This window comes from Sphingomonas sp. KC8, from assembly GCF_002151445.1.
Classification (GTDB): domain Bacteria; phylum Pseudomonadota; class Alphaproteobacteria; order Sphingomonadales; family Sphingomonadaceae; genus Sphingomonas_E.
In genome coordinates this window covers 3603225-3627563 of sequence record NZ_CP016306.1, presented here as the reverse complement: position 1 = coordinate 3627563, position 24339 = coordinate 3603225, and the positions used below count along the sequence as shown (strand labels likewise).

The window sequence follows — 24339 nt, the reverse complement described above, 5'->3', positions numbered from 1 at the left end:
GTCAGTTCATCATGCCCGGTGCGGGCGGCGTCTCGTACAAGCCGCTGACCTGTTCCGCCTTCCGTGCGGCGCTTTCCTTCTTGCCGAGCCGTTCTGGTTTAGGTGCCGGTGAGGCAAGCGATTGGGCGACGACCCGCTGCCGTTCCTTTTCCAGCCGCTTGAACAGTTCCTTCTCGGCGGCGACATTCCCGGCGACAGCAGCGCTATTGAGCCGTGCCAACTGGGTCGCTTCCATCATGATGACGGCCGCCTCCCGCTTCGCGACCTCGGAAAAATAATGTTTGCGCAAAGTTGGGACGGACACCCCGATCGCTGTTGCCGCCTCTTTCACGCTACGGCGCTGAGCGAACATCAGCAGGACCTTGTTTGAGTTTTCGAGACTCCAGGCATGCTCGGGCCGTCCTCGCCATTCATGGCGACGATGAGCAGGGGCGCCGAACAGGTCGGTCCCAAAATCCTCGTCTGCCAAGAAAAAAATCTCCAAATGAGTGGGGCAGTGGTGTCCAGCCCAAGGCCTCCCAGACTTTTGACACCCCCCCCTCGACGCGCCCGGTCAGCCCCGGCGCGCCCGGTTTTCCTCGCGCTGCTTGGCGCTGCTGTGGCAAGGGCTGCACAAGGTCTGCAGGTTGTCCTCATCCCAGAAGAGGGCCTCGTCGCCCCGATGCGGCTCGCGATGATCGGCAACCAGCTTCGAAGTGTCGCCGACCAGCTTGGAGCAGCGTTGGCAGGTGAACCCATCGCGGAGCAGCACCGACCAACGCAGCGCCTTCCACCGGGCGGTATGATACCATTTGCGCCATGGCTGCGCGTCGCGGTGCCGGTCCATCTCGCGCCGGCCCTCGGCCATGAAGGCAACGGTCGGCTTGAGCGAGGCGAGCAGCGGCTTCAACGTCGACAGCCGCGCCATGATCACATGATCCGAAAACGGACAACGCCCGCATCGGACGGACCGAGGCGGGCGTTGTCAGGTTAGGAGAGGATGCCGAACCGGGTGGCTGTCAAAGTCCCGCCTCAGCGTATCGATTTATGCCCCGGAAAATGGCGCTGGGACAACAGGCGCTTTTCTGCAATTGGCGGGTTGACGCTTAAAGCTGAGGACTTCCGCCGTTTAGCGCCTTGGCAATAGCGGCAATGGCACGACGATAGCGCATCTGAAGCGCCTCCGGACCCATCGCCCGGCCCGTTTTCGTCTTCAGCCTGCAGCGTGGCGCGATATCCGTCCATGCGATCCGGTGACCACTGGCTTCGAGCGAGGCAATCGCCAGCGCCAGCAGGCGCACGTCCGCCCGGCGCACATGCTCGATCCATCCCAGCGCTTCGTTCATGCTGTCGACTTCATGCGAACGCAGGCCAACACGCGGCAGGGCAACCAGTTCATGGCCCGCCAGCGCCTGCTCGGCCATGTCGACCCGATCACGGATGACGAGGTGCCACGGACCGTCCGCCGCGAACGGCGACGCCGACACCACCGCCGGCATGCGCCGCTGGAAAGACCACGCCTCGACCAGACGCTCCTGCACCATGGCGAACGTCCACCATGCCGATTTGTGTTCCGATTCGCTTCCACCCCTGCCCATTTCATCATCCATATCTAGTTGCTCTTTTAAAACGGATAGAACGGATAGTTAGAACCTGATGGCCCGTGCGCCTGCGCCCATCCGCACATAGGGTTAGACCAGCACAAACCCGCCGAACCCGCCGTAACCCGCCGTACCGCGCGGATTTGCTCGCTTTTCGATGACGGCGAGTTCTCGTTCATCCCGCCGTTTTCCGGCTTCAAACCCGCCGTTTCGTCCCGCTCGCGCCTCGACCCGTATTCCCCTCGCGCTCGCCGGGCCGCTTTTACGGCGGGTTTGAAGCAACTGTCCGTAACCCGCCGTCACCACATGTTGTGGTTGGCATGCGCGCACTCGATCGGGTCATGGCGGCAGGTCATCCTCGTCAAATGGATCAATCGGGACGGCGGGTTCGGGCGCTTGATCGGCCTCGGCCGGTAAAGGACCAGCGGTTGCGCCCGGCGCGAAGATGCCGTGCGTGCGAAGCTTGATCCCCTTGCGCCAACGCACGCCCTTATGATCCTTGACGACGGCATGCTGCTTGTCGCGCAGTGCTCGGCCAAACGCGGTCGAGGTCATCACCTGTTCGCGACCGCCATCCTCGCACCATTGTTTGAAATGGTCGTACAGAGCCTTGGAGGATTCCTTGTCGTCGGCGTCGGTCGTATCGCACCACTCGCTCATCCATTCGAGCAATGGACTGGAATCCGCCCAGAAGTCTGAAAGCACTTCCGTCATGGCCGTTGGCTGAGGTATTTTGCGGGCAACCAGCCATTCGCAGGCACCAGCGATCAACCAGTTGAGGATACCTGATTTTTCCTCATCCAGCTTCGCCAGCACCACGTCGGGCGGCAAAGCGCCCTGCGTCGTATCATCCAGCGAAACGCGCCACTGATATAGCTTGAAGCGACGGCGGAAGCCTTTGTCGTCGCTCGGCGCACGCGGAATGATGTTGCACTCCACATGCATCTTGAAGCGCGGCCTATAGGTGATTTCCGTACGTTCATTGGCGCCACGGGCGGTGATGAGACTGCCCGTTACCTGCTTGATCGTCTCGCCATCCCACACCGATCGCGATTTCGGTTCGTCGCAGGTGACAAAGCGAATGTCGCCTTTCAGCCGCACCAGATCGGATCGATGTTCAGCCCCACCGCCATCACGGCCTTGCAGGAAGGTTTTGACGCCAGCATGCCGGTAATAGTCGCCATGAATGTTGGCGAGGGTCTGGTGCGTCATGCTCTTGCCGTCACCGCCCTTGCCCTGATGAACGTAGAACGCCTGGTCCGAGGTAAGGCCGGTCAATGAATAGCCGTACAGCAGCTTGAACGCGGTCAGCTGCTCGGGGTCAGGGGTCAGCATCTGCAATCGCCCTTCCCAGAATGGGCAATCCGCATCGGGCTGATATTCGACGTTTGCGACCTGCATCAGCATATCCGCTGGATCATGCGGGCTGGGCTTTACGATCCAGCGCCCATCCACCTCGATGAACCGCAGGGTTGCGTTGAGCGTGTTGTAAATCAGCGGATTCTTGTCGAAATCCTCAAGGCGCGCGGCCAGGAACGACCGGGCCTGCTTCAGCATCCCCGATGTCATACCCGCACTGCCTGATCGCACGGCATGTCCACGGAGGGTTTCGACACGTTTGGTTGCAATCTCGGGGGTACACCAGGCGCCGACGCGATCCTTGAGCGCAATGGAGTTTTCAGCAATCTCGCCCAGCGCGACCGCCTCGCGGTCGATATGCTCGATCACCTTGTGGGCGAGCCGCTGCGCCTCGATCGCGCCACGCTCGATCGACCAGCGCCAACCGTCGTGGAAAGCCCATGTCTGGGCATCCTCAATCCACAGCAGGCGACCGGCCGCCACCGCCATCAGCCGTTTGCCATTGCCGAAATCGGACGTGTCGAGCCAGGCGGTGACCAGCGGGTCCGCAATGGTGATGGGAATAATCTGATCGGTCATGGCGTCACGCGTCGCGGGCGGATTTCGCCGCCTGCGCCATTGCCAGGGCGGCGCGCATGGTTTGCCGCCGCTTATCAAGCTTCTTTTCGATCTGATCCTCGCCTGCGAACATTTTGAGCAATGCGCGGTCGCGGGCGCTGTCCATCATCTCGTCCAGCTTCACGGCGCCGCCGTCGGCGACGCTGCGGTACAGATCGAAGATGGCCTCGGATTCATCCATCTTCTCGCGGCCATGCTTGTCAACTTTGCGCAGCCAGCTCACGACTTCGCGGATTTTCGTGCTGTCGAACCCAGCCGTTTTGGCTTCCTTGCACACCTCGCTGATGTCGGTCTGCAAGTCGCCGATCTCGTCGGCTAACGATTTGACCCGCTTTACAAATCCCACCAGCAACGTTTTGCTATGGCCGCTATCGACGCCATCTGTCATGGTTGCTCCTCCCTCACTACATCGTTGAAATCTCGTCCCATTGGAGGGCGCATGGCGCTCACCGGGCGACACCCGGCCTGACGCCAGTTTTGCACGAACAGTTCGGCGCAGATCCGGGCGCGTTCCGCCGGGCCGATCGGCCTCCGCACGGCGTTTGCATGGCGCTCGTCGGCCACCAGCACACCCATATGTTCGCCAGTCGCCCGGTCGATCGGGCCGCGCAGCGGCGCCATATCGGCGTCAATCAGCCCAACGACTGGTCCCTGATGCGGCAGGATCAGCGCCGGCCGCTCACGGTCGGCGCGAATGTCGTAGAGCGGCAACGCGCCATCGCGGCGCGTCAGCCAACCGCCTTGCAGATTGTCCAGGCTAAGGGTGGCGATGCCGCACGCCTCGGCGGGCGCACCCGCGACTGCCATGCCCGACAATACGGTTTCATTTCCCTCGCCCGCATACAGGGGCACCGTCGGATCATAACGACCGAGCAGAACGCATCCGCCCAGCGCTCCGCCCAGCATCTTGCGATCGGGATAAAGGCTGCCGTCCCGCCGCTTGCGAACCATTTTTGCGCGAAGGTCGGGCGCGAGATAGGTGACGTGCAGGCCCATCGGCTCAAAACCCGTTACCGCACCGCCGTCGATGATCGGCCGTCGCACCAGCGCCACCATGGCCGGCGCCTTCGGCACGCGATCAGGGCCATCTTCGGCCGGCCACGCGGCGATCGGCGCAAGTGCGGCAAATCGGATATCCTGCAGGCGTTCGTCGCCCAGCATCGACGCCGGTATTCCCCGCGCCATTAAATAGATGCGGATTTGATCGGGCGCTGACATCGCCATCCGCCAGATCGCCTGCCCCATGGCCAGCGAACCGACATATTCACGATCGTCACGCCTCCGGCTCTGAAGTGTCTTCTCCCGCCGCACCGGGGCCGCGCTCAATCCGTCGATGCCGTGATCTTGCTCCAGCCGGGTCAGCGCTTCGATGAACGGAATTCCGTGATAATCTGCGACGAACTTGATCACGTCGCCGTGCCACCCGCACCCGAAGCAATGGGCGAACGGCATGTTGCCGCGCTTCGGCTCAGCCGAAACCGAAAAACTATCCGACGTTGATCCGTGGAACGGGCATTGCCCGCGCGGATTGCGGCCCTTGCCGAGCTTCACGACACGGCCAATCAGGGCCTCGATATCGGCCGCTTCACGCACCGCATCGATCCTGTCTTGCAATCGCGGTGGCATGGACGATGGCGACACGAATTCCTCCCGGCGATCGGGTTCAGGTGGGCTGGCAATGATGAAAAGGGACTAGGGCGGGGACGAATCAGTCATGCCGCGTCCCCGAACAATGAAGGTCGGTCATCCGGCCGATCGAGCCGCTCGAAACTGCAATGGGCCGATGGCGCCGATCGATCCCAGATCGTCCAGATGACATCCATCGTCGGCGCGCCGCGCTCCATGAAATCGGGGCGCCAGGTCAAAGCCAGAATGCGCGATGGACGATACAGCCGCCAAAGCTGCGCCCGATCGCGCGGGTGCCAGAAGGTCGATTTCAGCACCATCGCCATCCAGCGCACGCCAAGGTCGCCTAGCAGATGGGCGATCATCGCCGGGGCCAGCGCGAAAGGCGGGTTGGTGACGACGACATCGGCACGCCGCCGCTTGGCGGTCAGCAGGTCGAGCGCGGCAACATCATTGTCCGGATCGGCCACGATATCGCTCGCGGTCACCGGAAATCCGGCCGCGACCAGCTCGCGCGTCATCGCTCCGCCGCGCCCGCACGGCTCCCAGATCAGCGGCCCGGCCGCCCGCATCGCATGGCCACAACGGCCGATGAGCGCGCGGGTGACTTCAGCCGGCGTCGGATAATAGTCATTGGCCTCGCGTGGGCTTGACGACAACGCGCCCTTGCAGCCTGCCACCGCAGCGCCAAATCCGCGCGGAACATCCCGTGCAAGCCGGGGTTCGCTGGGCAGCAGCGAAGTCGTCACGCGGCCACCCGATCGATATTGCGGCGCTCGACGCGGAACGACACCGCGACAACCCACGGGTTCGCGTCCCATGCGTCGGGGCCGTTGATGTGATTCCAGAGGCATTGGTAAGCTGAGACGGCGGTGGGAAAGCCGCTATAGCCAGAAAATCCGAAAGACGTGTTGCCGCCCGGGATAATCCCATCTGGAATGGTGTCGCGCCAAATCCCCTCCGCGATCGCATCCGCCTCACTGATGTCCTGCAACCGCTCAACGCGCACGTCGGTGACGATCAGCGTGAGGCGGCTGGCCCATCGCGGCATGTGCAGCGGTGAACTCCACGGTCCGCGCGCCTCAACATCGGCGATCCAATGCCCGTGGCGCCACGCCTTGGCGGGATGCGCCTCATAATCGAAAGACGGCCCTGCGCCTTCGTCCCGGCCAGTGAATTCGGGATAGACGCGGTCATCATTCGCCCTGAGCGCCACGCAGGGGCCGTCGTCCGACATGCCGACCTGCCACGTCTCCTTCACCCACAGGCGATCTCCGATGGCGAAACGCGCGTCATACTCCATCGGAAACCCCGCGATGCGCGCCACGCCGACGCTGCCATCTAGATCCCATTTCGTGGGGTGCTTGGGCAGGCGGGGATAGTCGTTCAGACTATGCCACTTCACGCCATCAGCCACCTTCCGGCCGACGCCGAAATAGGAGCCGGGGAAATCCTCGTTCTTCGGCGGCTGGACCTTCATGATCCGCCGCGTCTGCGTCTTGCGTCCGTCGAGCAGCGCGCGAACCATCGGCGCGGAAAACAGGATGGGACGGTCGGTCATTCCACACCCGCCCCAACGGCCCACGCCGCGATAGCCGCCACCATCAACGGCCCGCTGTCGAACTGCCCGCCGCGCATGCGCACCAGCCATTCGGCATTGGCTGCCGGCAGCGTGCTGATCACCGCTTCGCGGATCGCTGGCATGGCCGCGTCCAAACGCTCAGGTGCATTGCTCCCCGCGCTCATACCATCGCCCCCATCTGCGCCAGCACACGCCGCGCAGGTTCATGATTCCGCCCGGCGGACAGCCGCCAGTCGATCAGCCCCAGCCGTTTCAGCCGGTGCAGCAGATTGTTCGCCTGCCCCTCAGTGCGCAGGCCAAGGTCCATCGCGATGGCAGCACCGGTTGGCATCGACTGGCCCGGCCGCACAGTGCACCGCAGATAATCCAGCACCGCCCGGGCATCCGCGCCCAGAAAGGCGTCGCCCCGCGTCGCCGGCACCGGACGCAGCAACCGCGCGATGAAATCCACGCCACCGTCAGCCCGCCGGCAATAGGGATGCACGATCCCACGGCCGACCAGCTGCTGCACCCGCAACGTGCCGGCGATGCGCGGCAGGTCCGGCCCATGCGCATAGATCAGGTCGTCGCCGGCCTTCGCGCGGCGCGCCCAGCTATCGACCACCTCGACGCTTTCCACCCAGATCGCGGTCTGGGGTGCCGCCCGCGCGCTCATGCCAGCACCCATGCGACGGCTTTGGCCGCCCCGGTCAGCAGGCCGAACGCCAGCGAAATCAGGATCACCACCAACCCGGCGACGCGAAAGGGATCATTGCCGTGCACCGGCGGCGGCGCGCTCATTCAGCGGCCTCAAGCACCGGCAGCCCACCCGAACGCGCAAGCGCATCACCCAACGCACCATACAGCGCACCCGCCCCCGCAGGATCGAGGCGGAACGCCAGCCCCAGCCCATGCACTTCATAATAGGGGCAGGTCCGCGTCGGCGGAACGCAACCGAACAACGGCCCCGGCGGCGTTTCGCCCAGCACGGCAGGACGATCCACGGATGGATTGCCGTCGATCGAACCCGGATCATAGTGGACGCACGAACCGGGATCATAGCCGAACCAGACGGGAGTTTCCGGCAGAACAGGCGGAGTTGCCGCCGCCCACCAGTCAACATCGTCCACCGGCAGCGCCAATTCCCACAGTTTCGGCAGCACGGCACCGCCCGACATCTGGGCAATCTGATCCGCAAGCATCTCGCTCGGCCCGATCGCGCCACACAGCAAGCGCCGGATCGCCGAACCCATCATCAACGGCCCTTCGCCCGCCACAACGGCCTTGCTGGCGGCATTGGCCAACAACCATGTCGCCAGCGCCTCCGCGCCGTTGTTCAACGACGATCGCGAAACCGGCTGCCCGCAATTCTCGCCTTCGGTCAGGCACAGGTCGATCGCCGTCATGCGATCATGACGCACGGGCAGCGTGTAACGGTTGGTCATCGTGTCCCCTCCACCATCAACAGCATCGCGCGCAGCCGAACGAGGTGCGCGATCAGTTCGTCGGTCTGGCCAACGAGATCGAATTTCTGAATTTCATCGGCCGTGACGGCGCGGTCGCCCTTCAGCGCGGCGCACAGGCCGATCGTGATGGCCGAACTATGGTCAGCCAGTTCGGCCATCCGCTCGTGCCAGTCGTCGCCGTCCGGCTCGGCCGTCAGCCGCTCGACCAGATCGAACCCCGCCGCCGACGCCATTTCGCGCAGCACATGCGGCCAGCCGCCCCGGCCCCGCGCCAGCGGTTCCAGATCCTGCACAACGTCGATCGCCACGAACTGGTCGGCATTGTCGGGGTTGCGGACATCCGCCTGCTGCGCCAGCCGCGACTTGCCGACCCGGCAATGCAGCGCCGCCACGTCGAACCCGCCGACACCCTTGATCATCTCGCCCGTCGCGCGCTTCAGCGCGATCTTCTCCGGGGTCAGCGTCATGCCGCCCGTCCTCCGGGGACGCCGTTTGCGGCGGCGCCCCCTTCGGCTATCGTCCCGGTGCGACCCAACGGACGAAAGGAAAACAATGAGCGAAATCGAAGAGCTGCGCCTCGCAGTCCGCGCGCAGGCCCAGATGATTGGCGAGCTGCTGGCGTGGATCTCGAATGACGATCTGAATTGCACGCTCGATGAAGCGCAGGATTTTCTGCAACTGCACACCGAGCAACTACCGCCCGAAGCACGTCGCCGTTATTTTGCCGAAGCATATTCGCTGCATCACATGTCTGCGACAGGCGAGCGGCTACCTCAGCCTTAAGGGCGATCCCCGGCCATACAAGCACGATGCTACTCGCGGGCCGCTCCTTACCGGGAACGGCCTGAAAACCGCGTGACCGCATGGCAGCGGTGAAACCCTTGCATGAGAGGGGCTGCATGCCACGCTCGTTCATCCACTGGACCAGCACTGCATGCAGCCGTGAAACCGCAATGCGACTGCCCGGTTCGACACATTCAGCCAGAAAACCGTCCACGATCTCGCGCGAATAGACCGCGCCGTTGGCGTCGCTCATGCCATGATCCCCAATATGTGAAGAATGCGCCGCCACCCGCTCACGCCGCCTTCGCCCGAAAAGGGCAGGGCGCGGCTCCATCGTCGGGCGCGCTGGAAATTTCGTCCGCCTTTCCAGATGCGGACGCGGAACGATCGGCGGTATTGGCGGCTTCATGATCGAACTCCGCCATCTTCGAACGGACACGCGCTTCCGTCGTCGGCCATACGCGCCGACCATTGCGCACCTGCCGCACGAAATGCCGATCACCGATAGCGGCGCCAAACGTCGAAGGAGCCATTTCATGTCGAGCCAGAAAGGCTTCGATATCATCAAGGAGCGTAGCCATGCGGCGTTGATAAGGTGTGATATGTCACACCGTCAAGGTGTGATTTGACCTTTCTTCCGCTCGTTGCGGCAGCGTGTGATATAACACACATGCAAGGACCGGACGAAATGGAGCGCATCCGCGAGGCGATTCGCCGCGCGATGTCCCGAAAAGATATCAAAGCCAAGCCGTTGGCCAGGGCGGCGGGATTGGGTGAAACTGCGGTTCGCGACATCCTCGACCCAACCAGTGCCGACATAAAATTCAGCACTCTGAACAAATTGGCTGACGCGCTCGAATGCTCGCTTGAAGATTTGATGGGCGTAGATGAGGTGCCTTTGGCTGGGCGGATCGGGGCAGGCGGAACAATTATCTTCGAAGACACCCGCAGCGATCAGACAGTGATGCGTCCACCCAACATCGGCGGAAAGCTCGAAGCACTGGAGGTTTCCGGCGACTCAATGCTTCCAAAATTCTCGGACGGCGATGTCATCTATATTCAGCGACTTCATGACGGCGTCCTGCCCGCTTACATCGGTGAATATTGCGCAGTTCGATTGGTGACCGGCGAAACCTACCTCAAGCTTTTAGCCAAAGGCTCGCGGCCCGGCCGGTTCACATTGCGATCGCTAAACGCTGCAGACATTGAGGATGTCGAGGTGGAATGGGCAACGCCGGTCGTCTTTATCTTGCCGCGCTTTGCCCGGAACCGCCTGTCCGTCATCTAAGCAGACGGCGAACAAATCCCCCTAGCCCTCCTGAATTCTGCGCCTTTTCGATCGGTGCAGCTTCATAAGATCGTTCGCGGATATCGTCATCCGTCAACGTGACGTGCAACACAACACCAAGCAAACCGGTGTCACCTGCTGCGATATTGAATATCGTAGCCGTTGCGCCCCGACCTTGTTCATGGATCGCGTCTCGCAACCAGCTTGATCGGGCGATGTATCCGATCGTCTCGCCACCTGCCGTTTCGACCTTTAGCGCCATATCATCGTACGGATTGTCTGGCTCGTGACAGATGTAGACGCGTTCCCCCGCGCGACATCGACCAATCGAAGCCTGGTAATTCCGTTCACCAACCACGCCTACTGGATAAATTTTGCTCATTGCCCCTCCGAATTCGAAATTGGAGGGAGGAAGCAGGGTAGGCAAGATAGGTGTGACAAGGCACACCTTTTTCGATTGACGAAGTGTGATGTATCACACTACACCCCTCCCGTTCACACAACGGGAGGCACCCATGGCAGACGCTTACGCGCAGCCGATCAGCAGCAACCACATTCCCATCGTCACCGACGTTCGCATGCGCGCCTTTGTCGGCCGCACGAATAAGGTCCTTGCCGGGATAACGCTCACTTATCTTGATCACGCCGGCCGCACTGTCGGCAGCAGCCTGTGCGATCTCGACGACGCCGAACAGCACGGCCGCGATATCCTCGCCGCCGTCGCCGCCGCCCGCGCCACCGATCCGAAGGTGGTTCCGATCACGCTGATGCCCCGGTCGCACAGCGCCCTGATGCGCGACGTCCGCATCGGCGGTGCCGCATGAGCGCGCCTTCCATCGCGCAAGCTGCCCGCAATTTGCTCGATGCGGCTGACGACCTCCTGATCGCTGCCAAGGCCGTCGATACGATGTGGTCGAATGACGGCTCCTCGCCGGACGATCCCCACTGGTCCGACGACATGGCTGCGGCTTGGCGTGGCCTCCGCGCCGCCATCGCCAAGGCGGAGGGCCGCGCATGATCACCGTCGTTCACGGCCCGCAGGCATCCGGCAAAACCCGCCGCGCCGAAGCGCTGAAGGCGCATTTCGGCTGCGATAATATCGTCGATGGGTGGACGATCAGCGATCTGGTGGCTGGGTGGGTCCTCCGTCCCAATTCGCTGGTGCTCACCACCGAACATCCCGAAGCCATCCGGGGAGCCCTCCCGCATGCCCGCCTAGTCGCGATCGAGGATGCCAAGGTCGCGCTGGAACAGGCCGCAATGCAAGCCGGCATCCCCGCCATCCCGCTGGCCATCAATGCGCCCGACGCGACAGGCTATGTCTATTGCGGCCACGACGAAGCCGGCGAACGGATCGCCACCTACTTGCATGCCGGCGTCCGCATCGCTTATGCCCGGCCCAAATGGGCGGGCGGCTCGATCCTGATCGACATGCTCGGCGGTCTGCGTCCGGCCGAAGGCTATGAGGAAGAGGGCATCACGCTCCTGCTCACGCCGGGCGCGTGCCGCCAGATCGGTCAGGATCTGATCGCTATCGCCGATGCGGAAGCGCCGGCTGCTGCCAAGGCTCCGCACCAGCGCCCGACGCTGAAACTGGCTCATGCCCGCAATGGCATCTGAGGCGCCCCGCTGGGCCTATCGAACGGACGCGCTCGCCATGATCGCCACCGATCTGCACGCCCAGCGCGCCACCCAATATCCCGCGCATGTTGCCAAAGGCACGCTCACGGCGGCCGATGCCGCCACCGGCATCCGCATCGCCGCTGCGATCGAGGCCGACTGGCACCATGTGCGCACCCTTCAGCCTCGCGCCGTAGCCCCGGCTGCGACGAAGGCTGAAAAGGTGACGACGCTGGAAGACGCCGTCACCCGCACCCGGCTGCGCGCCGGCAAAGCCGGACAGAAAATGCCCAAACTGGCGCAACGTTACGTCGGCGACCTTGGCGAACTGCACCACCTGGCGGAAACCGGATGGTTCAGCGCGCACAAAAAGCAGGTCGCCGCGTTCGTCTACGCCGCCGAATATGCCGAACTGGTCGAAACCCTCCTGTGGTGGGAGCGCCGGCCCCTCGGCCACCTCTTCATCGCCAGCATCAACATCGCCGCCGGCGTCCGCCGGCCGAACCCCAACATCGCGGAGGCTGCATGATCGACACAACCGAAATTGCGCAGATCGCGGCGGGGCTGTCGAAATCCGCACGAGCAATCTTGTTTGAACTCGATGAGTACTGGGGGAAAGGCCCCGGACATATGTCTACCGCGCTTAGCATCCCATCGATCGAAGCCAGGGAAGCGTTTCGCGAACTGCGCACCGAGGGGTGTTGCGATTTTGGGTGCCTGATCGACGAAGACACTGGAGAGCTTCGCGGTCGTGGCTATTGGATCGACAGGTTCGGCCTTGCTGTTCGCGTATATCTGGAGACCACCCCTTGATCGCCCTCGCCACATTCACATGCCTCGCGATCGCTCTGCATGACGTAGACGGCCCGATCCATTGCAAGGGCGGCCAGAAAGTACGTCTTCAGGGGATCGGTGCGACCGAAATGGATGGTTCATGTCGGCAGAACCAGCCGTGTGTAGCCGGCGACCCGCGAAAGCAGCGCCGCACCATGGCGCGCATCATGGGAGCCAAGCCGGCCAGCGAGGACACGTCGATCAACGGCCAGCTTTGGTTCGCGCGGCCTGTGCGGCTGACCTGCACAGCCACGGGCAAGAGCCACAAGCGCGTGACGGCTTGGTGCCAGACGGCCGCCGGCAAAGACTTGTCGTGCGAGGCGATCAAAGCGCGGGTGGCTGTCAGGTGGGATAAATACGATCGAGGCGGGAATTTGAGGAGGTGCGCAGGATGAGTGATCTTCAGAGCCTTGCGCGGAAGCTCCACCGCGCACTCCGCAACGAAACCGGGGTGAAGCTCTCCCTCGAAGAAATGCTGGTGCTAGCGGAGTTCGGCACCATCGATCAGATTACCCAGGCCAGCACAAAGGAGCTTGCAGAACGGTGTCGCGCGAAACTTCCCCCTTCATCTATGGCGACTTCTGGCTCGACAAGCGCCGCGACGGCCAATCCCCGGATATCTGGCAACTCGCCAGCTATTCGCCCAAGTCTCGATCGGTCATCTATCGCAGCACTCGCACGGATGCGTTAGAGGGTCCCAACGGTGCCAAAGCCGTTATCATCGCGCACGTCGAAAAACAGAACGCCAAGAAAGCGCAACCGGCCGACGCGGCGCTGATCGTGCCGCAACTGTTCCTCTACTATGACGAACATGGTCAGTATGCGAACGGCGGCAAGGGTGCCGCCACGATCGCCGGATCACTCCGCATCTTCATCGGTTTCATGCTTCAGGACGAAATCGGCCCCGGCGCAACGATCGCCGATCTCAACCCCCAGGTATTCGAACGATTCCGCCGCTGGCGCATGGGCGCGCACAACTTTTCGGTGCCTTGGAAAGACAAGGATTACGAACACGCATCGACAGGCGTGCGCGGCGAGAGCGTCCAGCGCAACCTTGATGACCTGCGCGCTGCCCTCAACCATGCCGCACTACATGGCCGCATCCCCTACGCACCCAAGGTGCCATCGGTGAAACAGGCGTTTCGGTCGCCCGCCCGCGACGTGCGGCTGACGATCCAGCAGCTTGGGGCCATTCTTGGATTTGTCTGGGACGAAATCGAAATGCGCCGTTGGGTTCAATTGATGATCGCCACCGGCTCGCGCCCCGACGCGTGCCTTGCCTTCAACCCGGCCGACCAGTGGATCGGTGATCTGCTCGATATGCACCCGCCCCACTGGCCGCGCACGAAGAAGCGCAATCCGGTCGTGCCGCAGATCGCGCCAATGAAACCGATTCTGGATGCCTGGAAGAAAGCCCCGCACGTCATCGCCAAAGCGCGCCGCACCCAATGGCGCACCATGCGCCGCGCTCTTGACCTGCCGGAGAACATCGTCCCGAAGACAATCCGCCACACGATCGCAACCGAGCTGCTGCGGCGCGGCGTCCCCCACATCCAGATCAGCGGACTGCTCGGGCACGTCGGCATGAACCGCACGACGGCGGTCTATGCCAAGTACGACCCCAACTTCCTGAAGGAGGCAAAGGCCATGCTGACCAAGATTTTCCGCGAGGTTGAGGCAGAGGCAAAGCTCTGGCGTGCGGACCATTTGCGGACCAAAACCGGCAACAATCCGGTGGCAGTCATTAAGCGGGATAAGACGAAAGCGGCGTAAATGCTGGCCTTCTTGGGGTTCGGAATGGTGGGCGGTGAGGGTTTCGAACCCCCGGCATTCTCGGTGTAAACGAGACGCTCTACCGCTGAGCTAACCGCCCAACCTGCCGAAGCTCGCGCCTTTTAGCGCGCTTTTCGCATTCGCCAACCACCAATCGCACTTCGGCGCGATATCCGGCAGAAATGCCGCCTGTCGCTTGCTGCCGGCGCTCCGTTCAGGCGACCGGGCTGGCCATGCGCTGCGCCGCCGCCAGATAATTCAGCATCGCGTCCGCCGTCGCATCCGACAGGGTGATGAACACGCGCCGGCCATCGTGCGGATCGGCCACGCGGATGAACACCCCGGCTTCGGTCAGCGATTTGATCCAGCGCAGCGCCGTTGTCGGCGGAACCGCCGCCGCGATGCACAGGCTCGATACCGCCACGTCGCGCCCTTCCAGCCGCGCAGCCACCAGGTCGAGCAGCATATCCCAGGCGGGGTCCGCAAATAGGTCCGCCGGGAAATAGCTGTCGCGCAGCCGGCGCCCGCGGATGATCGCCCGGACATGCGCGGAATCGACGTCGCCACCACCCGAACGGGCCGGCGCCACACCGACATCCAACCGGCGGACCGGGGGGTGGAATATTTGGGGGGCGCCCTGCCCGTTCGACATGCTGGCCAGCGCCCGCGCAATCTGGCTCATCTGCTCGCTCAGTTCCTGCAATTGCGGGTAGAGCAAAGGACTGCCGCTATCCTGCACGCGCGCCGCCGGGGGCGCCACCAGCAGGGCAAACGCCGTCACCAGTTCGGTCGCGCCGGGTTCGCACAAGAGCATGATATCGTCATGATCGGCCCGCGCTGCGGCCAGATCGAGCAAGCGGTGCGGCACCATCATCGCCGACCGGAAAGCCCCGCGCCGCGCGGCCGCCGCCAGCATCTCGATCCCCCGATCGGCGCAACTGCCTTCTTCGGCCAGCGCCATCACCACCGCGTCCACTTTGGTGCCCGCCGCAATCCGCGCGATCCCGTCATCGACCCCGAGAACGCCGGTTATCGCCAGCCCAAGCGCGCGCGCGGCATTTTCCATCGTCGCGGCCTTGTCGGCCTGATCGGCGAGGATCAACATCGCCGGCGCGCCATAAGCAACGTTGGCGTGAACGGCCTGGCCCGGCCCGGTATCGATGGCATCATCCATAATTGATGAAATCCCGCATCATTCCGGACAGTTCAAGGACGACCTGCATCCATTTTGGGGGATATTTTACGACAGGCTTTCGGAAATCGGCGCACCCCGCCATTTTTGTCGCCAAAACGGGCCGATCATTTTGGTGCGATTTCCCCGCGATCAGGCGCATCAGTAGCGCCAACGGCCATCAGCAAGGGGGTCGGGCAGCGTCGGCCGCTCCGGGCCAGCAACAGCGGCGATCCCGCCCGGCTGTCGCGGCACCGCCGGCGTCGTCGGACGCCGGCGGGTCGTTTCGTCTTTTAGTGGGCCATCGCCTTGACGATGTCGTCGACCATCTTCTTGGCGTCGGCGAGCAGCATCATGGTGTTGTCCATGTAGAACACGTCGTTGTCGACGCCGGCATAGCCGACCCCGCCCATCGAACGCTTCACGAACAGCACGGTCTTGGCCTTTTCCACGTCGAGCACGGGCATCCCGTAGATCGGCGAGGTCTTGTCGGTCTTGGCCGCCGGGTTGGTGACGTCGTTGGCGCCGATCACGAAGGCCACGTCGGACTGCGCGAACTCGCTGTTGATGTCTTCCAGCTCGAACACCTCGTCATACGGCACCGAAGCTTCGGCCAGCAGCACGTTCATGTGGCCCGGCATACGGCCGGCGACGGGGTGAATGGCGTATTTCACCTTCACGCCTTCGGCCTTCAGCAGGTCGCCCATTTCGCGCAGCGCATGCTGTGCCTGGGCAACCGCCATGCCGTAACCCGGAACGATGATCACCTGTTCGGCCTGCTTCATCAGGAACGCCGCGTCTTCAGCCGAACCGCGCTTCCACGGACGGTCGACCTTGTCGCCACCGCCCGAGGAGGCTGCTTCGGCACCGAAGCCGCCCGCGATCACCGAAATGAAGCTGCGGTTCATCGCCTTGCACATGATGTAGCTCAGGATCGCACCCGACGAACCGACCAGCGCACCCGTCACGATCATCGCGGTGTTGTGGAGCGTGAAGCCCATCGCCGCGGCGGCCCAGCCCGAATAGCTGTTCAGCATCGACACGACGACCGGCATGTCCGCGCCGCCGATCGGGATGATCAGCAGGAAGCCGATCAGGAACGACAGCGCCGTCACCGTCCAGAACACCCACGGCGCCTGATCGGTCAGGAAATAGGCCACCAGACCAAGGATACCGGCCAGCGTGCCGAGGTTGATGAGGTGGCGGGCCGGCAGCATGATCGGCTTGCCGCTCATGTTACCATTCAGCTTCAGGAAGGCGATGACCGAACCCGAGAAGGTGATCGCGCCGATGGCGATGCCAAGGCCCATTTCGACCCGGCTGACCATATGGATCAGCGGGCGGCCAACCGCATCGACCACATCGGGCGAAGCAATGCCGAACGCGACCGGGTTGAGGTAAGCGGCGGCGGCCACCAGCACGGCGGCCAGGCCGACGAGCGAGTGGAAGGCGGCCACGAGTTGCGGCATCGCGGTCATGGCGATGCGCTTGGCGACGACATAGCCGATGCCGCCGCCGATGGCGATGGCGATGGCGATTTCGATCAGCCCGGTATCATGCAGGACCAGCGTGGTGACCACGGCGATCAGCATGCCGATCATGCCGAAACGGTTGCCCCGGCGCGAACTGGTCGGGCTGGAAAGCCCGCGCAGCGCCAGGATGAACAACACGCCCGATACGAGGTAGGCGAGCGCCGCCCAGCTCGGCACGGCAATGTGCTCGGCCGCGGCGTGCGCTACATTGGTGGCGGCTTCGTTCATCTGTTTCATTCCCCCTCGTCGACCCCGCCTGGACGGGAGCCTGGCCCTCACTGCGCCCGGAAAACCGGGCAAGGAGGGCGAACCTGGCCCCGGTTAGCGCCGGGGCGACGTTGATTATCCGAAAAGGCGGGCCTCAGCCCTTCTTCTCTTTCTTCTTGTACATCGCCAGCATGCGTTCGGTGACGGCAAAGCCCCCGAAGATGTTGACGCTGGCCAGGGCGACCGCGATCAGGCCCAGCCATTTGGCGCCCGGTGCCTCGGTCGCCGCTGCCGCAATCAGCGCGCCGACGATGATGACAGACGAAATCGCGTTGGTGACGGCCATCAGCGGCGTGTGCAGCGCCGGCGTCACCGACCAGACGACGTAATAGCCCACGAAGCAGGCCAGCACGAAGATCGACAGGATCGATATGAAGTCCATGGGTAGTCCCCTTCGCCTTGTTGTCGCCCTGCCGATCGTTGCCGGCACCTTGCGCAGGCCAGACGTGCCTGCTTCACAAGCCCCCGACGATCACGCCGGGGGGACGCTCCCGTTCCTTAAGCCAGCAACCGCTGGTTCACGACCTTGCCGCCCTGCGTCAAACGCACGGCCTGCGTGATCTCGTCCTCGTCGGGCAGCACCGGGCCGCCCTTGTCCTTGTCCCAGAAAGCGGACAGGAAATTATAGAGGTTGCGCGAGAACAGCGCGGACGCGTCCGCCGCCAGGCGGCCGGGGACGTTCTTGAAGCCGACGATCTTCACGCCATGCTTCTCGACGATTTCCCCGGCGACGGCGCCTTCGACGTTGCCGCCGGCTTCCACCGCAAGATCGATGATCACGCTGCCCGGCCGCATCGTCGCGATCTGCGCATCGCTGATCAGGCGCGGCGCGGGCCGCCCCGGGATCAGCGCCGTGGTGATCACGATATCCTGCTTGGCCAGGTGGCCCGAAACCAGTTCGGCCTGCGCCTTCTGGTATTCCGGCGACATTTCGGTGGCATAACCGCCCGAACCTTCGCCTTCGATGCCGGCAACATTTTCCACGAAGATCGGCTTGGCGCCGAGCGACATGATCTGTTCCTTGGTCGCCGAACGAACGTCGGTGGCCGAAACCTGCGCGCCCAGGCGGCGCGCGGTGGCGATCGCCTGAAGGCCGGCGACGCCGACCCCCATGATGAAGGCGCGCGCGGCCGAAACCGTGCCGGCCGCCGTCATCATCATCGGGAAAGCCCGGCCATAGACCGACGCCGCATCCACAACCGCCTTGTAGCCGGCGAGGTTCGACTGCGACGACAGGATATCCATCGATTGCGCACGGGTGATGCGCGGCATGAATTCCATCGCCAGCGCTTCGACGTTCGCGGCCGCATAGGCATCGACGCGGGCACGCTCGCCAAACGGGTTGAGACCCGCGGCCAGCCAGGCTCCCGCCTTCACGCCAGCGAGCGAGGCCGGTTCCGGCCCCTGCACGCCCAGCAGGATATCGGCATCCTTCAGCACGCTCGCCCGATCACCGACGGTGGCGCCAGCGGCGGCATAATCGGCATCGGCGATCGACGCGCCAACGCCGGCCCCGGCTTCGACAGCCATCGTCGCGCCCAGCGCAATGAACTTCTTCACCGTTTCCGGTGTCGCGGCAACACGGGGTTCACCCGCTGCGGTCTCCTTGAGGACCGCGATCTTCACGCCCGCCACTGCTTAGTTGGCGATCAGATAGACGACGAGCGCGGCGACGAGCGCGGTCGCAATCGTGCCAATTTTCAGCAGCGAAAGGAATCCGCCATAAGTCCCCTCATGTGCCTTCAAATCGTTCTTGGCGTCGTTATTTTTCGCCATTTTATGTCCCCCAAGGGTGCAAGATCGGGTTGCGCCATAACGCCGCAGCCCCCCAGTCTCAAGCCTTAAGCCGCATGATCCGCCTCACGCAACGTTCGTGGCCGCTTAAGCGTAGCTTTACCAAACTGGCATATTTGCGTCCGAACGGCTATTTAACCCTTTGGGCCAGGGGAACGAAATGGGGCGGGAAGCGACACGCGCGCTGCTGCTGATTGATGACGAGCCTGCGCAGGGTCGGCTGGTTTCGGCAATTGCCGGCCGGGCAGGCTGGCGCACGTTCACCGCGCGCGATGGCGTGACCGCCTTGTCCCTGATCGCGGATACCACAGCACCCATCGATATCGTGCTGCTCGATTGCTGGGCACCCGAAGCAAATGGCGGCGATACCGTCGCGATGATCCGCCGCGCCTACCCCACTTTGCCCATCGTGATGCTGACGGCGCGCACCTCGGTTGCCGCCGCAGTCCAGGCCATGCGCGCGGGCGCCACCGATTTCCTGGTCAAGCCGATCGCGCCCGATCGCCTGCTCGCCGCGCTCGATGCCGCTGCCCGTACCAATGGCCAGATTCGCGAATTGCGTCCGATGGCCGAAAAGATCAGCGATCAGTTGGCGTTCGATGAAATCGTCGGCTCCGCGCCCGAATTTCGGGCCGCGCTCGCCATCGCCGCCAAGGCCGCCCGCGCCCGCGTGCCCGTGTTGCTCGAAGGCGAAAGCGGCGTCGGCAAGGAAGTCGTGGCGCAGGCGATTCACGCGGCCTCTCCGCGCGCGCGTCGTCCGCTCGTTGCGGTCAATTGCGGGGCGATTTCCGCCAACCTCGTCGAATCCGAATTGTTCGGTCATGAAAAGGGCGCGTTTACCGGCGCATTCGATCGCCATATCGGCAAGTTCCAGGATGCCGATGGCGGCACATTGTTCCTCGATGAAGTCGGCGAATTGCCGTTCGATGCGCAGGTGAAATTATTGCGCGTCCTCCAGACCGGGGAAATCCAGCCGATCGGCGGCCGCAGCACCCGCCATGTCGATGTCCGGGTGATCGCCGCCACCAACCGCACGCTGGCCGACGAGGTGGCCGCCGGCCGCTTCCGCGAAGACCTGTATTATCGGCTCAACGTCGTCCAGGTGACGATCCCGCCGCTACGCCAGCGGCCCGCCGATGTTCCGGCGCTCGCGCGGCATCTGCTTGCGCGAATCGCCCAGCAGCCGGGCCTGCGCGGGCTTGGCATCACCGATGATGCGCTCAAACTGCTGATGACCTATCCGTGGCCGGGCAATGTCCGCCAGTTGCAGAATGCGCTGTTCCGCGCCGCGGTGCTGTGCGACGGCGATGCGCTCACCGTCACCGATTTCCCGCAGATCGCTTATGAGGCTGCCGTACCCGCGCAGGCATCGGCCCAGTCGCTGCCCAACGCCGGCGGCGTCACCTTGTTCGAAGCCAACGGCCATATGCGTTCGCTCGAAGCGATCGAGGCCGATGTCATCCGCCTCGCCATCGGCCATTATCGCGGCCGGATGACGGAAGTCGCCCGCCGCCTCGGCATCGGCCGGTCGACGCTGTACCGCAAACTCGGCGAACTCGGCATCGATCACGCCGCCTGACAAAAATCGCCGATCGGGCTATGCTCAGGCCCATGTTCGCCAAACGCACCGCCCTTGTCACCGGCGCCGCCTCGGGCATTGGCCTCGCCACCGCCCGGCTGCTCGCCGAACAGGGCGCATCGCGGCTGATCCTGTGCGATCGGGATCGCGCGGGCCTTGCCAGCGCGGCTGGCGGCCTTGCCGGCCCCGAACTCGAACTCGTCCCCGGCGATGTCGCCGACGAAGCCTATTGGGATCATCTTGGCCCCGCGCTTGCCGGGATCGATCATGCCGTCATCAATGCCGGGGTCGCCGGGTCCGGCGCGATCACCACGCTGGATTATGCCGAATGGCGCCGCATCCTCGCCGTCAATCTCGATGGGGCGTTCCTGTCCTTGCGCGCCGCGATGCGGGCGATGGAGGCACGCCAATCTGGCGGCTCGATCGTCCTCACGGCCTCGGCCGCTGGGTTAAAGGCCGAACCCGGCATCGCCGCTTATGCCGCGTCCAAGGCCGGCGTCCTCCAACTGGCCCGCGTCGCCGCCAAGGAAGGGGCTGCCAACCGCATCCGGGTCAACACGATCGCGCCCGGCGGCGTCGAAACCCCGATCTGGCGCGAAACCGCCTTCTTCAACGATCTCGTCGCAGCGAAAGGCAGCGAAGCCGCCGCCTTCGCCGCCATGGCCGGCATCGCCACCCCGCTTGGCCGCTACGCCACGGCGGACGAAATCGCCGGCCAGATCGCGTTCCTGCTGTCCGATGCCTGCGCCACGGTGACAGGTACCACCTTCGTCAGCGATGGCGGGTATATGTTGTGAAGGTTGGGCGGAGATGACGGGAAGCGCCGCCAAAGCGGTCACTTTATGCGTCTACCCTCTCGTCACCCCGGACTTGTTCCGGGGTCCACCGTACCACAAACGTGAACGGTGATGATCGAGCGGGGCAATCCGTCATGGACTAATTTGGCGGTGCCGCTGGGACTTGAACCGCTAGCGATGGTGTCCGCTTGACGGTGGACCCCGGAACAAGTCCGGGGTGACGAGGAAAAGCTATGACTGCTTTCCACCCATACTACCCCCCCCTCAAACCGGACTGAGCGCCTCGTCGCGCATTCCGCGCCAGATTTTCAGCGCCTGCACGGTTTCCGCCACATCATGGACGCGGATCAGTTGCACGCCGGCATTCGCCCCCGCCAGCGCCAGCGCCAGCGACCCGCCCAGCCGGCGATCGACCGGGGCTTCGTCGGCCAGTGCGCCGATCAGCCGCTTGCGGCTCGCGCCCAGCAGGATCGGACAGCCAAGGCCGTGGAACAGCGCCAGGCCGTTCAGGATCGCCAGATTGTGGCGCACCGCCTTGCCGAAACCGATGCCCGGATCGACGATGATCCGGTCGCGCGCGATGCCGGCGGCTTCAGCCGCTGCGATCCGTGCTTCCAGCCAGTCATACACCTCGATCAGCGCATCGGCGTAGCGCGGATCATCCTGCATCGTCTGCGGATCGCCCTGATGGTGCATCAGCACGATCGGGCAGCCGGCCTTCGCCACCACTTCGGCCGATCGGTCATCCCACAGCAGCGCCGACACATCGTTGACGATATGCGCGCCCGCCGAAAGCGCGGCTTCCATCACCCCGGCCTTGCGTGTGTCGATCGCGATCGCGGTGCCGCTGCGCGCCAGCCGTTCGATCACCGGCGCGGTCCGGGCGATCTCGTCGCCTTCCCATATGGTGGCTGCCTTGGGCCGGGTCGATTCCCCGCCGACATCGATGATCGCCGCCCCCAGCGCCGCCATCGCCACCCCCGCGTCGGCCGCGGCCGCCGGATCGTCGCCATGCTTGCCGCCATCGGAAAAACTGTCGGGCGTCATGTTCAGGATCGCCATCACCTGCGGCTGATCGAGCCGCACGATCCGTTCGCCCAGTTGCAGGGCCACGCGCGGGCTGGTGATCCGCGCAATGGTGGCCCGCGCCGCCATCGCTTGCACCTCCGAAAGCCCGGCGATGAAGCCGTCCAGCCGCTCGACCGGCACCAGCCTGTCCGCGACCCGGCGCCCGCCATCCACCGCGATCACATCGAAGGCGGCGAACCACAGCATCCCGCCCGCCAGCCGCAGCACCTGTCCGTCGCGATCGAACGGCGCGGCCACAAAAGCGGTCGGGCGGAAATAGAGGCGGGCGGCAGCCGGAATATCGATCATGCCGCCCTCATAGCGCTTTGCCCGTCATCCCGAACCTGTTTCAAGCATGACGGGCGAAAGATCAGGCCCCTGTCGCGGCCAGATGGCGCTGGCGCAGCGTATCGATCTCGACCAGCTTGCCCGCCTCCTCATAGTGCCAGAAACTCCAGCCGTTGCACGATGGCGCGCCCTGCACGGTCGACCCCAGCTTGTGGATCGATCCGGCGGCCGATCCATCGATCAGCGCCAGCGTGCCATCGGCCTTCACCTCGGCCGTCCAGCGGCGCTTGGAATCGGTCAATGTCGTCCCCGGATCGATCAGCCCCAGTTCGACGAGCAGGCCGAACGCCACGCGCGGCTGGCCCTTCTTCTCGGGGATCAGCGTCATCGCGCTTTCATCCAGCGGCAGCGTGGAATTGATCCGCGCGCGGGCGACGTTCACATATTTCGTCTCGCGTTCGATGCCGATCCAGCGGCGCTTCAGGCGGCGGGCGACCGCCCCGGTGGTGCCGGTGCCGAAAAACGGATCGAGCACGATATCGCCCGGCTCGGTCGACGCCAGCATCACGCGATAGAGCAGCGCTTCGGGCTTCTGCGTCGGGTGCGATTTATGGCCGTCATCATCCTTCAGCCGTTCGCCCCCCGAACAGATCGGCAGCGACCAGTCGGACCGCATCTGCAAATCGTCGTTCAGCGCCTTCATCGTGCGATAGTTGAAGGTGTAGCGCGCTTTTTCGCTCTTCGAACACCAGATCATCGTTTCATGCGCGTTGGTGAAGCGGGTGCCCTTGAAATTGGGCATCGGGTTCGCCTTGCGCCAGACGATATCGTTCAGGATCCAGAAGCCTTCGTCCTGCAACGCCGCGCCCACGCGGAAGATGTTGTGATAGCTGCCGATCACCCAGATCGTGCCGTCATCCTTCAGCACGCGGCGCGCCTCGCGCAGCCACGCCTTGGTGAAGGCGTCATAAGCGGCATTGCTGTCGAACTTGTCCCAATCATCGTCCACCGCGTCCACGCGGCTGCCCTCGGGCCGGAACAGATCGCCGCCCAGCTGCAGATTATAGGGCGGATCGGCAAAGATCATGTCGATCGAACGATCGGGCAGGCCCTTCATCGCCTCGATGCAATCGCCCTGGATGATCGTTTCGAACGGCAACATCGTCAGCTTCGGCCGGGCCACCGAGGCCGCAGCCGCCTTCTTGCGCTGAATATGTTGCACAACCGCCATCGATACTTCCCCTGCTATATTGGCTCACAGGGATGAGTCAGCCGGACTCCGCGGTCAAGATCAGCACCTTGGCGGTCGAACCTGAAACCGCACCTTATCACGGC

At 63.9% G+C, this 24339-nt stretch carries 34 protein-coding genes and 1 tRNA gene; 12 read left to right on the top strand and 23 right to left on the bottom strand.

Features of this window, described 5'->3' with window-relative positions:
- Position 1 precedes the first annotated feature (1 nt).
- The 13 genes from KC8_RS17230 to KC8_RS17180 form a co-directional block, all read right to left on the bottom strand.
- On the bottom strand, positions 2-469 hold the full coding sequence (locus tag KC8_RS17230; RefSeq protein WP_050805418.1) for a hypothetical protein: 468 nt from the start codon (positions 467-469) through the stop codon (positions 2-4).
- Positions 470-553: 84 nt separating this feature from the next.
- On the bottom strand, positions 554-907 hold the full coding sequence (locus tag KC8_RS17225; protein ID WP_010125894.1) for an HNH endonuclease: 354 nt from the start codon (positions 905-907) through the stop codon (positions 554-556).
- A gap of 178 nt (positions 908-1085) precedes the next feature.
- Positions 1086-1589, bottom strand: a complete 504-nt coding sequence (locus KC8_RS17220) for a hypothetical protein (RefSeq protein ID WP_010125893.1) — start codon at positions 1587-1589, stop codon at positions 1086-1088.
- A gap of 330 nt (positions 1590-1919) precedes the next feature.
- The gene (locus KC8_RS17215; RefSeq protein ID WP_010125892.1) at positions 1920-3518 is read right to left on the bottom strand and encodes a DNA primase family protein; all 1599 of its coding nucleotides are present in this window, start codon (positions 3516-3518) and stop codon (positions 1920-1922) included.
- 4 nt (positions 3519-3522) lie between these two features.
- On the bottom strand, positions 3523-3945 hold the full coding sequence (locus tag KC8_RS17210) for a GapR family DNA-binding domain-containing protein (RefSeq protein WP_010125891.1): 423 nt from the start codon (positions 3943-3945) through the stop codon (positions 3523-3525).
- Positions 3942-5183 (bottom strand): CHC2 zinc finger domain-containing protein, encoded by a 1242-nt coding sequence (locus tag KC8_RS17205; protein WP_257789647.1) that lies wholly within the window; start codon positions 5181-5183, stop codon positions 3942-3944. Before KC8_RS17205 ends, KC8_RS17210 begins: the two co-directional genes overlap by 4 nt.
- Before the next feature lie 86 nt (positions 5184-5269).
- Positions 5270-5932, bottom strand: coding sequence for a hypothetical protein (locus KC8_RS17200; RefSeq protein WP_010125889.1), 663 nt, complete (start codon positions 5930-5932; stop codon positions 5270-5272).
- Positions 5929-6744: a hypothetical protein gene (locus tag KC8_RS17195; protein ID WP_010125887.1), complete on the bottom strand. Its 816-nt coding sequence runs from the start codon at positions 6742-6744 to the stop codon at positions 5929-5931. Before KC8_RS17195 ends, KC8_RS17200 begins: the two co-directional genes overlap by 4 nt.
- Complete coding sequence (locus KC8_RS19980) at positions 6741-6887, bottom strand: hypothetical protein (RefSeq protein WP_157663934.1); 147 nt, start codon at positions 6885-6887, stop codon at positions 6741-6743. Before KC8_RS19980 ends, KC8_RS17195 begins: the two co-directional genes overlap by 4 nt.
- A gap of 38 nt (positions 6888-6925) precedes the next feature.
- Positions 6926-7420 carry a hypothetical protein gene (locus KC8_RS17190; RefSeq protein WP_010125885.1) on the bottom strand — a complete coding sequence of 165 codons (495 nt, stop codon included), beginning with the start codon at positions 7418-7420 and terminating at the stop codon, positions 6926-6928.
- On the bottom strand, positions 7417-7545 hold the full coding sequence (locus KC8_RS20550) for a hypothetical protein (protein WP_257789632.1): 129 nt from the start codon (positions 7543-7545) through the stop codon (positions 7417-7419). The genes KC8_RS17190 and KC8_RS20550 overlap by 4 nt, the downstream gene beginning before the upstream one ends.
- Entirely contained in the window at positions 7542-8189 is a 648-nt protein-coding gene (locus KC8_RS17185) for a hypothetical protein (RefSeq protein WP_010125884.1), read from the bottom strand. Before KC8_RS17185 ends, KC8_RS20550 begins: the two co-directional genes overlap by 4 nt.
- The gene (locus tag KC8_RS17180; protein WP_010125883.1) at positions 8186-8677 is read right to left on the bottom strand and encodes a hypothetical protein; all 492 of its coding nucleotides are present in this window, start codon (positions 8675-8677) and stop codon (positions 8186-8188) included. Before KC8_RS17180 ends, KC8_RS17185 begins: the two co-directional genes overlap by 4 nt.
- A gap of 85 nt (positions 8678-8762) precedes the next feature.
- Between KC8_RS17180 and KC8_RS17175 the strand changes: the two genes are divergently transcribed.
- The 3 genes from KC8_RS17175 (at position 8763) to KC8_RS17165 (ending at position 10281) form a co-directional block, all read left to right on the top strand.
- On the top strand, positions 8763-8993 hold the full coding sequence (locus KC8_RS17175; protein ID WP_010125882.1) for a hypothetical protein: 231 nt from the start codon (positions 8763-8765) through the stop codon (positions 8991-8993).
- 407 nt (positions 8994-9400) lie between these two features.
- Positions 9401-9622, top strand: a complete 222-nt coding sequence (locus tag KC8_RS20135) for a hypothetical protein (RefSeq protein ID WP_158217677.1) — start codon at positions 9401-9403, stop codon at positions 9620-9622.
- A 59-nt stretch (positions 9623-9681) separates the two neighbouring features.
- Positions 9682-10281 carry a S24 family peptidase gene (locus KC8_RS17165; protein ID WP_232455565.1) on the top strand — a complete coding sequence of 200 codons (600 nt, stop codon included), beginning with the start codon at positions 9682-9684 and terminating at the stop codon, positions 10279-10281.
- Here the strand turns inward: KC8_RS17165 and KC8_RS17160 are convergent.
- Positions 10274-10663, bottom strand: coding sequence for an HIRAN domain-containing protein (locus tag KC8_RS17160; protein WP_083831244.1), 390 nt, complete (start codon positions 10661-10663; stop codon positions 10274-10276). The genes KC8_RS17165 and KC8_RS17160 overlap by 8 nt on opposite strands.
- 133 nt (positions 10664-10796) lie before the next feature.
- On the opposite strand from KC8_RS17160, the gene KC8_RS17155 reads away from it, so the two are divergent.
- The 7 genes from KC8_RS17155 to KC8_RS17125 all read left to right on the top strand — a co-directional run bounded on the left by KC8_RS17155 (position 10797) and on the right by KC8_RS17125 (position 14508).
- Complete coding sequence (locus KC8_RS17155) at positions 10797-11105, top strand: hypothetical protein (protein ID WP_010125879.1); 309 nt, start codon at positions 10797-10799, stop codon at positions 11103-11105.
- The gene (locus tag KC8_RS17150) at positions 11102-11299 is read left to right on the top strand and encodes a hypothetical protein (protein WP_010125878.1); all 198 of its coding nucleotides are present in this window, start codon (positions 11102-11104) and stop codon (positions 11297-11299) included. Before KC8_RS17155 ends, KC8_RS17150 begins: the two co-directional genes overlap by 4 nt.
- Positions 11296-11901, top strand: a complete 606-nt coding sequence (locus tag KC8_RS17145; protein ID WP_010125877.1) for a hypothetical protein — start codon at positions 11296-11298, stop codon at positions 11899-11901. Before KC8_RS17150 ends, KC8_RS17145 begins: the two co-directional genes overlap by 4 nt.
- A gap of 37 nt (positions 11902-11938) precedes the next feature.
- Positions 11939-12430, top strand: a complete 492-nt coding sequence (locus KC8_RS17140) for a hypothetical protein (protein ID WP_138956693.1) — start codon at positions 11939-11941, stop codon at positions 12428-12430.
- Positions 12427-12714, top strand: a complete 288-nt coding sequence (locus KC8_RS17135; RefSeq protein ID WP_010125874.1) for a hypothetical protein — start codon at positions 12427-12429, stop codon at positions 12712-12714. Before KC8_RS17140 ends, KC8_RS17135 begins: the two co-directional genes overlap by 4 nt.
- Entirely contained in the window at positions 12711-13130 is a 420-nt protein-coding gene (locus tag KC8_RS17130) for a hypothetical protein (RefSeq protein ID WP_010125873.1), read from the top strand. Before KC8_RS17135 ends, KC8_RS17130 begins: the two co-directional genes overlap by 4 nt.
- A gap of 148 nt (positions 13131-13278) precedes the next feature.
- Entirely contained in the window at positions 13279-14508 is a 1230-nt protein-coding gene (locus KC8_RS17125; RefSeq protein ID WP_010125871.1) for a tyrosine-type recombinase/integrase, read from the top strand.
- 25 nt (positions 14509-14533) lie between these two features.
- Here KC8_RS17125 and KC8_RS17120 read toward each other — a convergent pair.
- From KC8_RS17120 to KC8_RS17095, 7 genes are all read right to left on the bottom strand, one after another.
- Positions 14534-14608, bottom strand: a tRNA-Val gene (locus KC8_RS17120).
- A gap of 114 nt (positions 14609-14722) precedes the next feature.
- Positions 14723-15682 carry a winged helix DNA-binding protein gene (locus KC8_RS17115; RefSeq protein WP_010125869.1) on the bottom strand — a complete coding sequence of 320 codons (960 nt, stop codon included), beginning with the start codon at positions 15680-15682 and terminating at the stop codon, positions 14723-14725.
- Positions 15675-15842 carry a hypothetical protein gene (locus tag KC8_RS19975; protein WP_010125868.1) on the bottom strand — a complete coding sequence of 56 codons (168 nt, stop codon included), beginning with the start codon at positions 15840-15842 and terminating at the stop codon, positions 15675-15677. Before KC8_RS19975 ends, KC8_RS17115 begins: the two co-directional genes overlap by 8 nt.
- A gap of 130 nt (positions 15843-15972) precedes the next feature.
- A complete protein-coding gene (locus KC8_RS17110) occupies positions 15973-17439 on the bottom strand; it encodes an NAD(P)(+) transhydrogenase (Re/Si-specific) subunit beta (protein ID WP_010125867.1) in 1467 nt (488 codons plus the stop codon).
- 133 nt (positions 17440-17572) lie between these two features.
- The gene (locus tag KC8_RS17105) at positions 17573-17860 is read right to left on the bottom strand and encodes an NAD(P) transhydrogenase subunit alpha (RefSeq protein ID WP_010125866.1); all 288 of its coding nucleotides are present in this window, start codon (positions 17858-17860) and stop codon (positions 17573-17575) included.
- Between the two features lie 116 nt (positions 17861-17976).
- A complete protein-coding gene (locus KC8_RS17100) occupies positions 17977-19104 on the bottom strand; it encodes an NAD(P) transhydrogenase subunit alpha (protein ID WP_029624580.1) in 1128 nt (375 codons plus the stop codon).
- A gap of 12 nt (positions 19105-19116) precedes the next feature.
- Complete coding sequence (locus tag KC8_RS17095) at positions 19117-19254, bottom strand: aa3-type cytochrome c oxidase subunit IV (protein WP_010125861.1); 138 nt, start codon at positions 19252-19254, stop codon at positions 19117-19119.
- Positions 19255-19432: 178 nt separating this feature from the next.
- On the opposite strand from KC8_RS17095, the gene KC8_RS17090 reads away from it, so the two are divergent.
- The gene (locus tag KC8_RS17090) at positions 19433-20851 is read left to right on the top strand and encodes a sigma-54-dependent transcriptional regulator (protein ID WP_010125860.1); all 1419 of its coding nucleotides are present in this window, start codon (positions 19433-19435) and stop codon (positions 20849-20851) included.
- 32 nt (positions 20852-20883) lie between these two features.
- On the top strand, positions 20884-21648 hold the full coding sequence (locus tag KC8_RS17085) for an SDR family NAD(P)-dependent oxidoreductase (RefSeq protein ID WP_010125859.1): 765 nt from the start codon (positions 20884-20886) through the stop codon (positions 21646-21648).
- Positions 21649-21912: 264 nt separating this feature from the next.
- On the opposite strand, the gene folP is transcribed toward KC8_RS17085, so the two are convergent.
- Together folP and KC8_RS17075 are read right to left on the bottom strand one after the other, a co-directional pair.
- On the bottom strand, positions 21913-23025 hold the full coding sequence (gene folP / locus KC8_RS17080) for a dihydropteroate synthase (protein WP_010125858.1): 1113 nt from the start codon (positions 23023-23025) through the stop codon (positions 21913-21915).
- A 61-nt stretch (positions 23026-23086) separates the two neighbouring features.
- Positions 23087-24235, bottom strand: coding sequence for a site-specific DNA-methyltransferase (locus KC8_RS17075; protein ID WP_010125857.1), 1149 nt, complete (start codon positions 24233-24235; stop codon positions 23087-23089).
- Between the last annotated feature and the right edge of the window lie 104 nt (positions 24236-24339).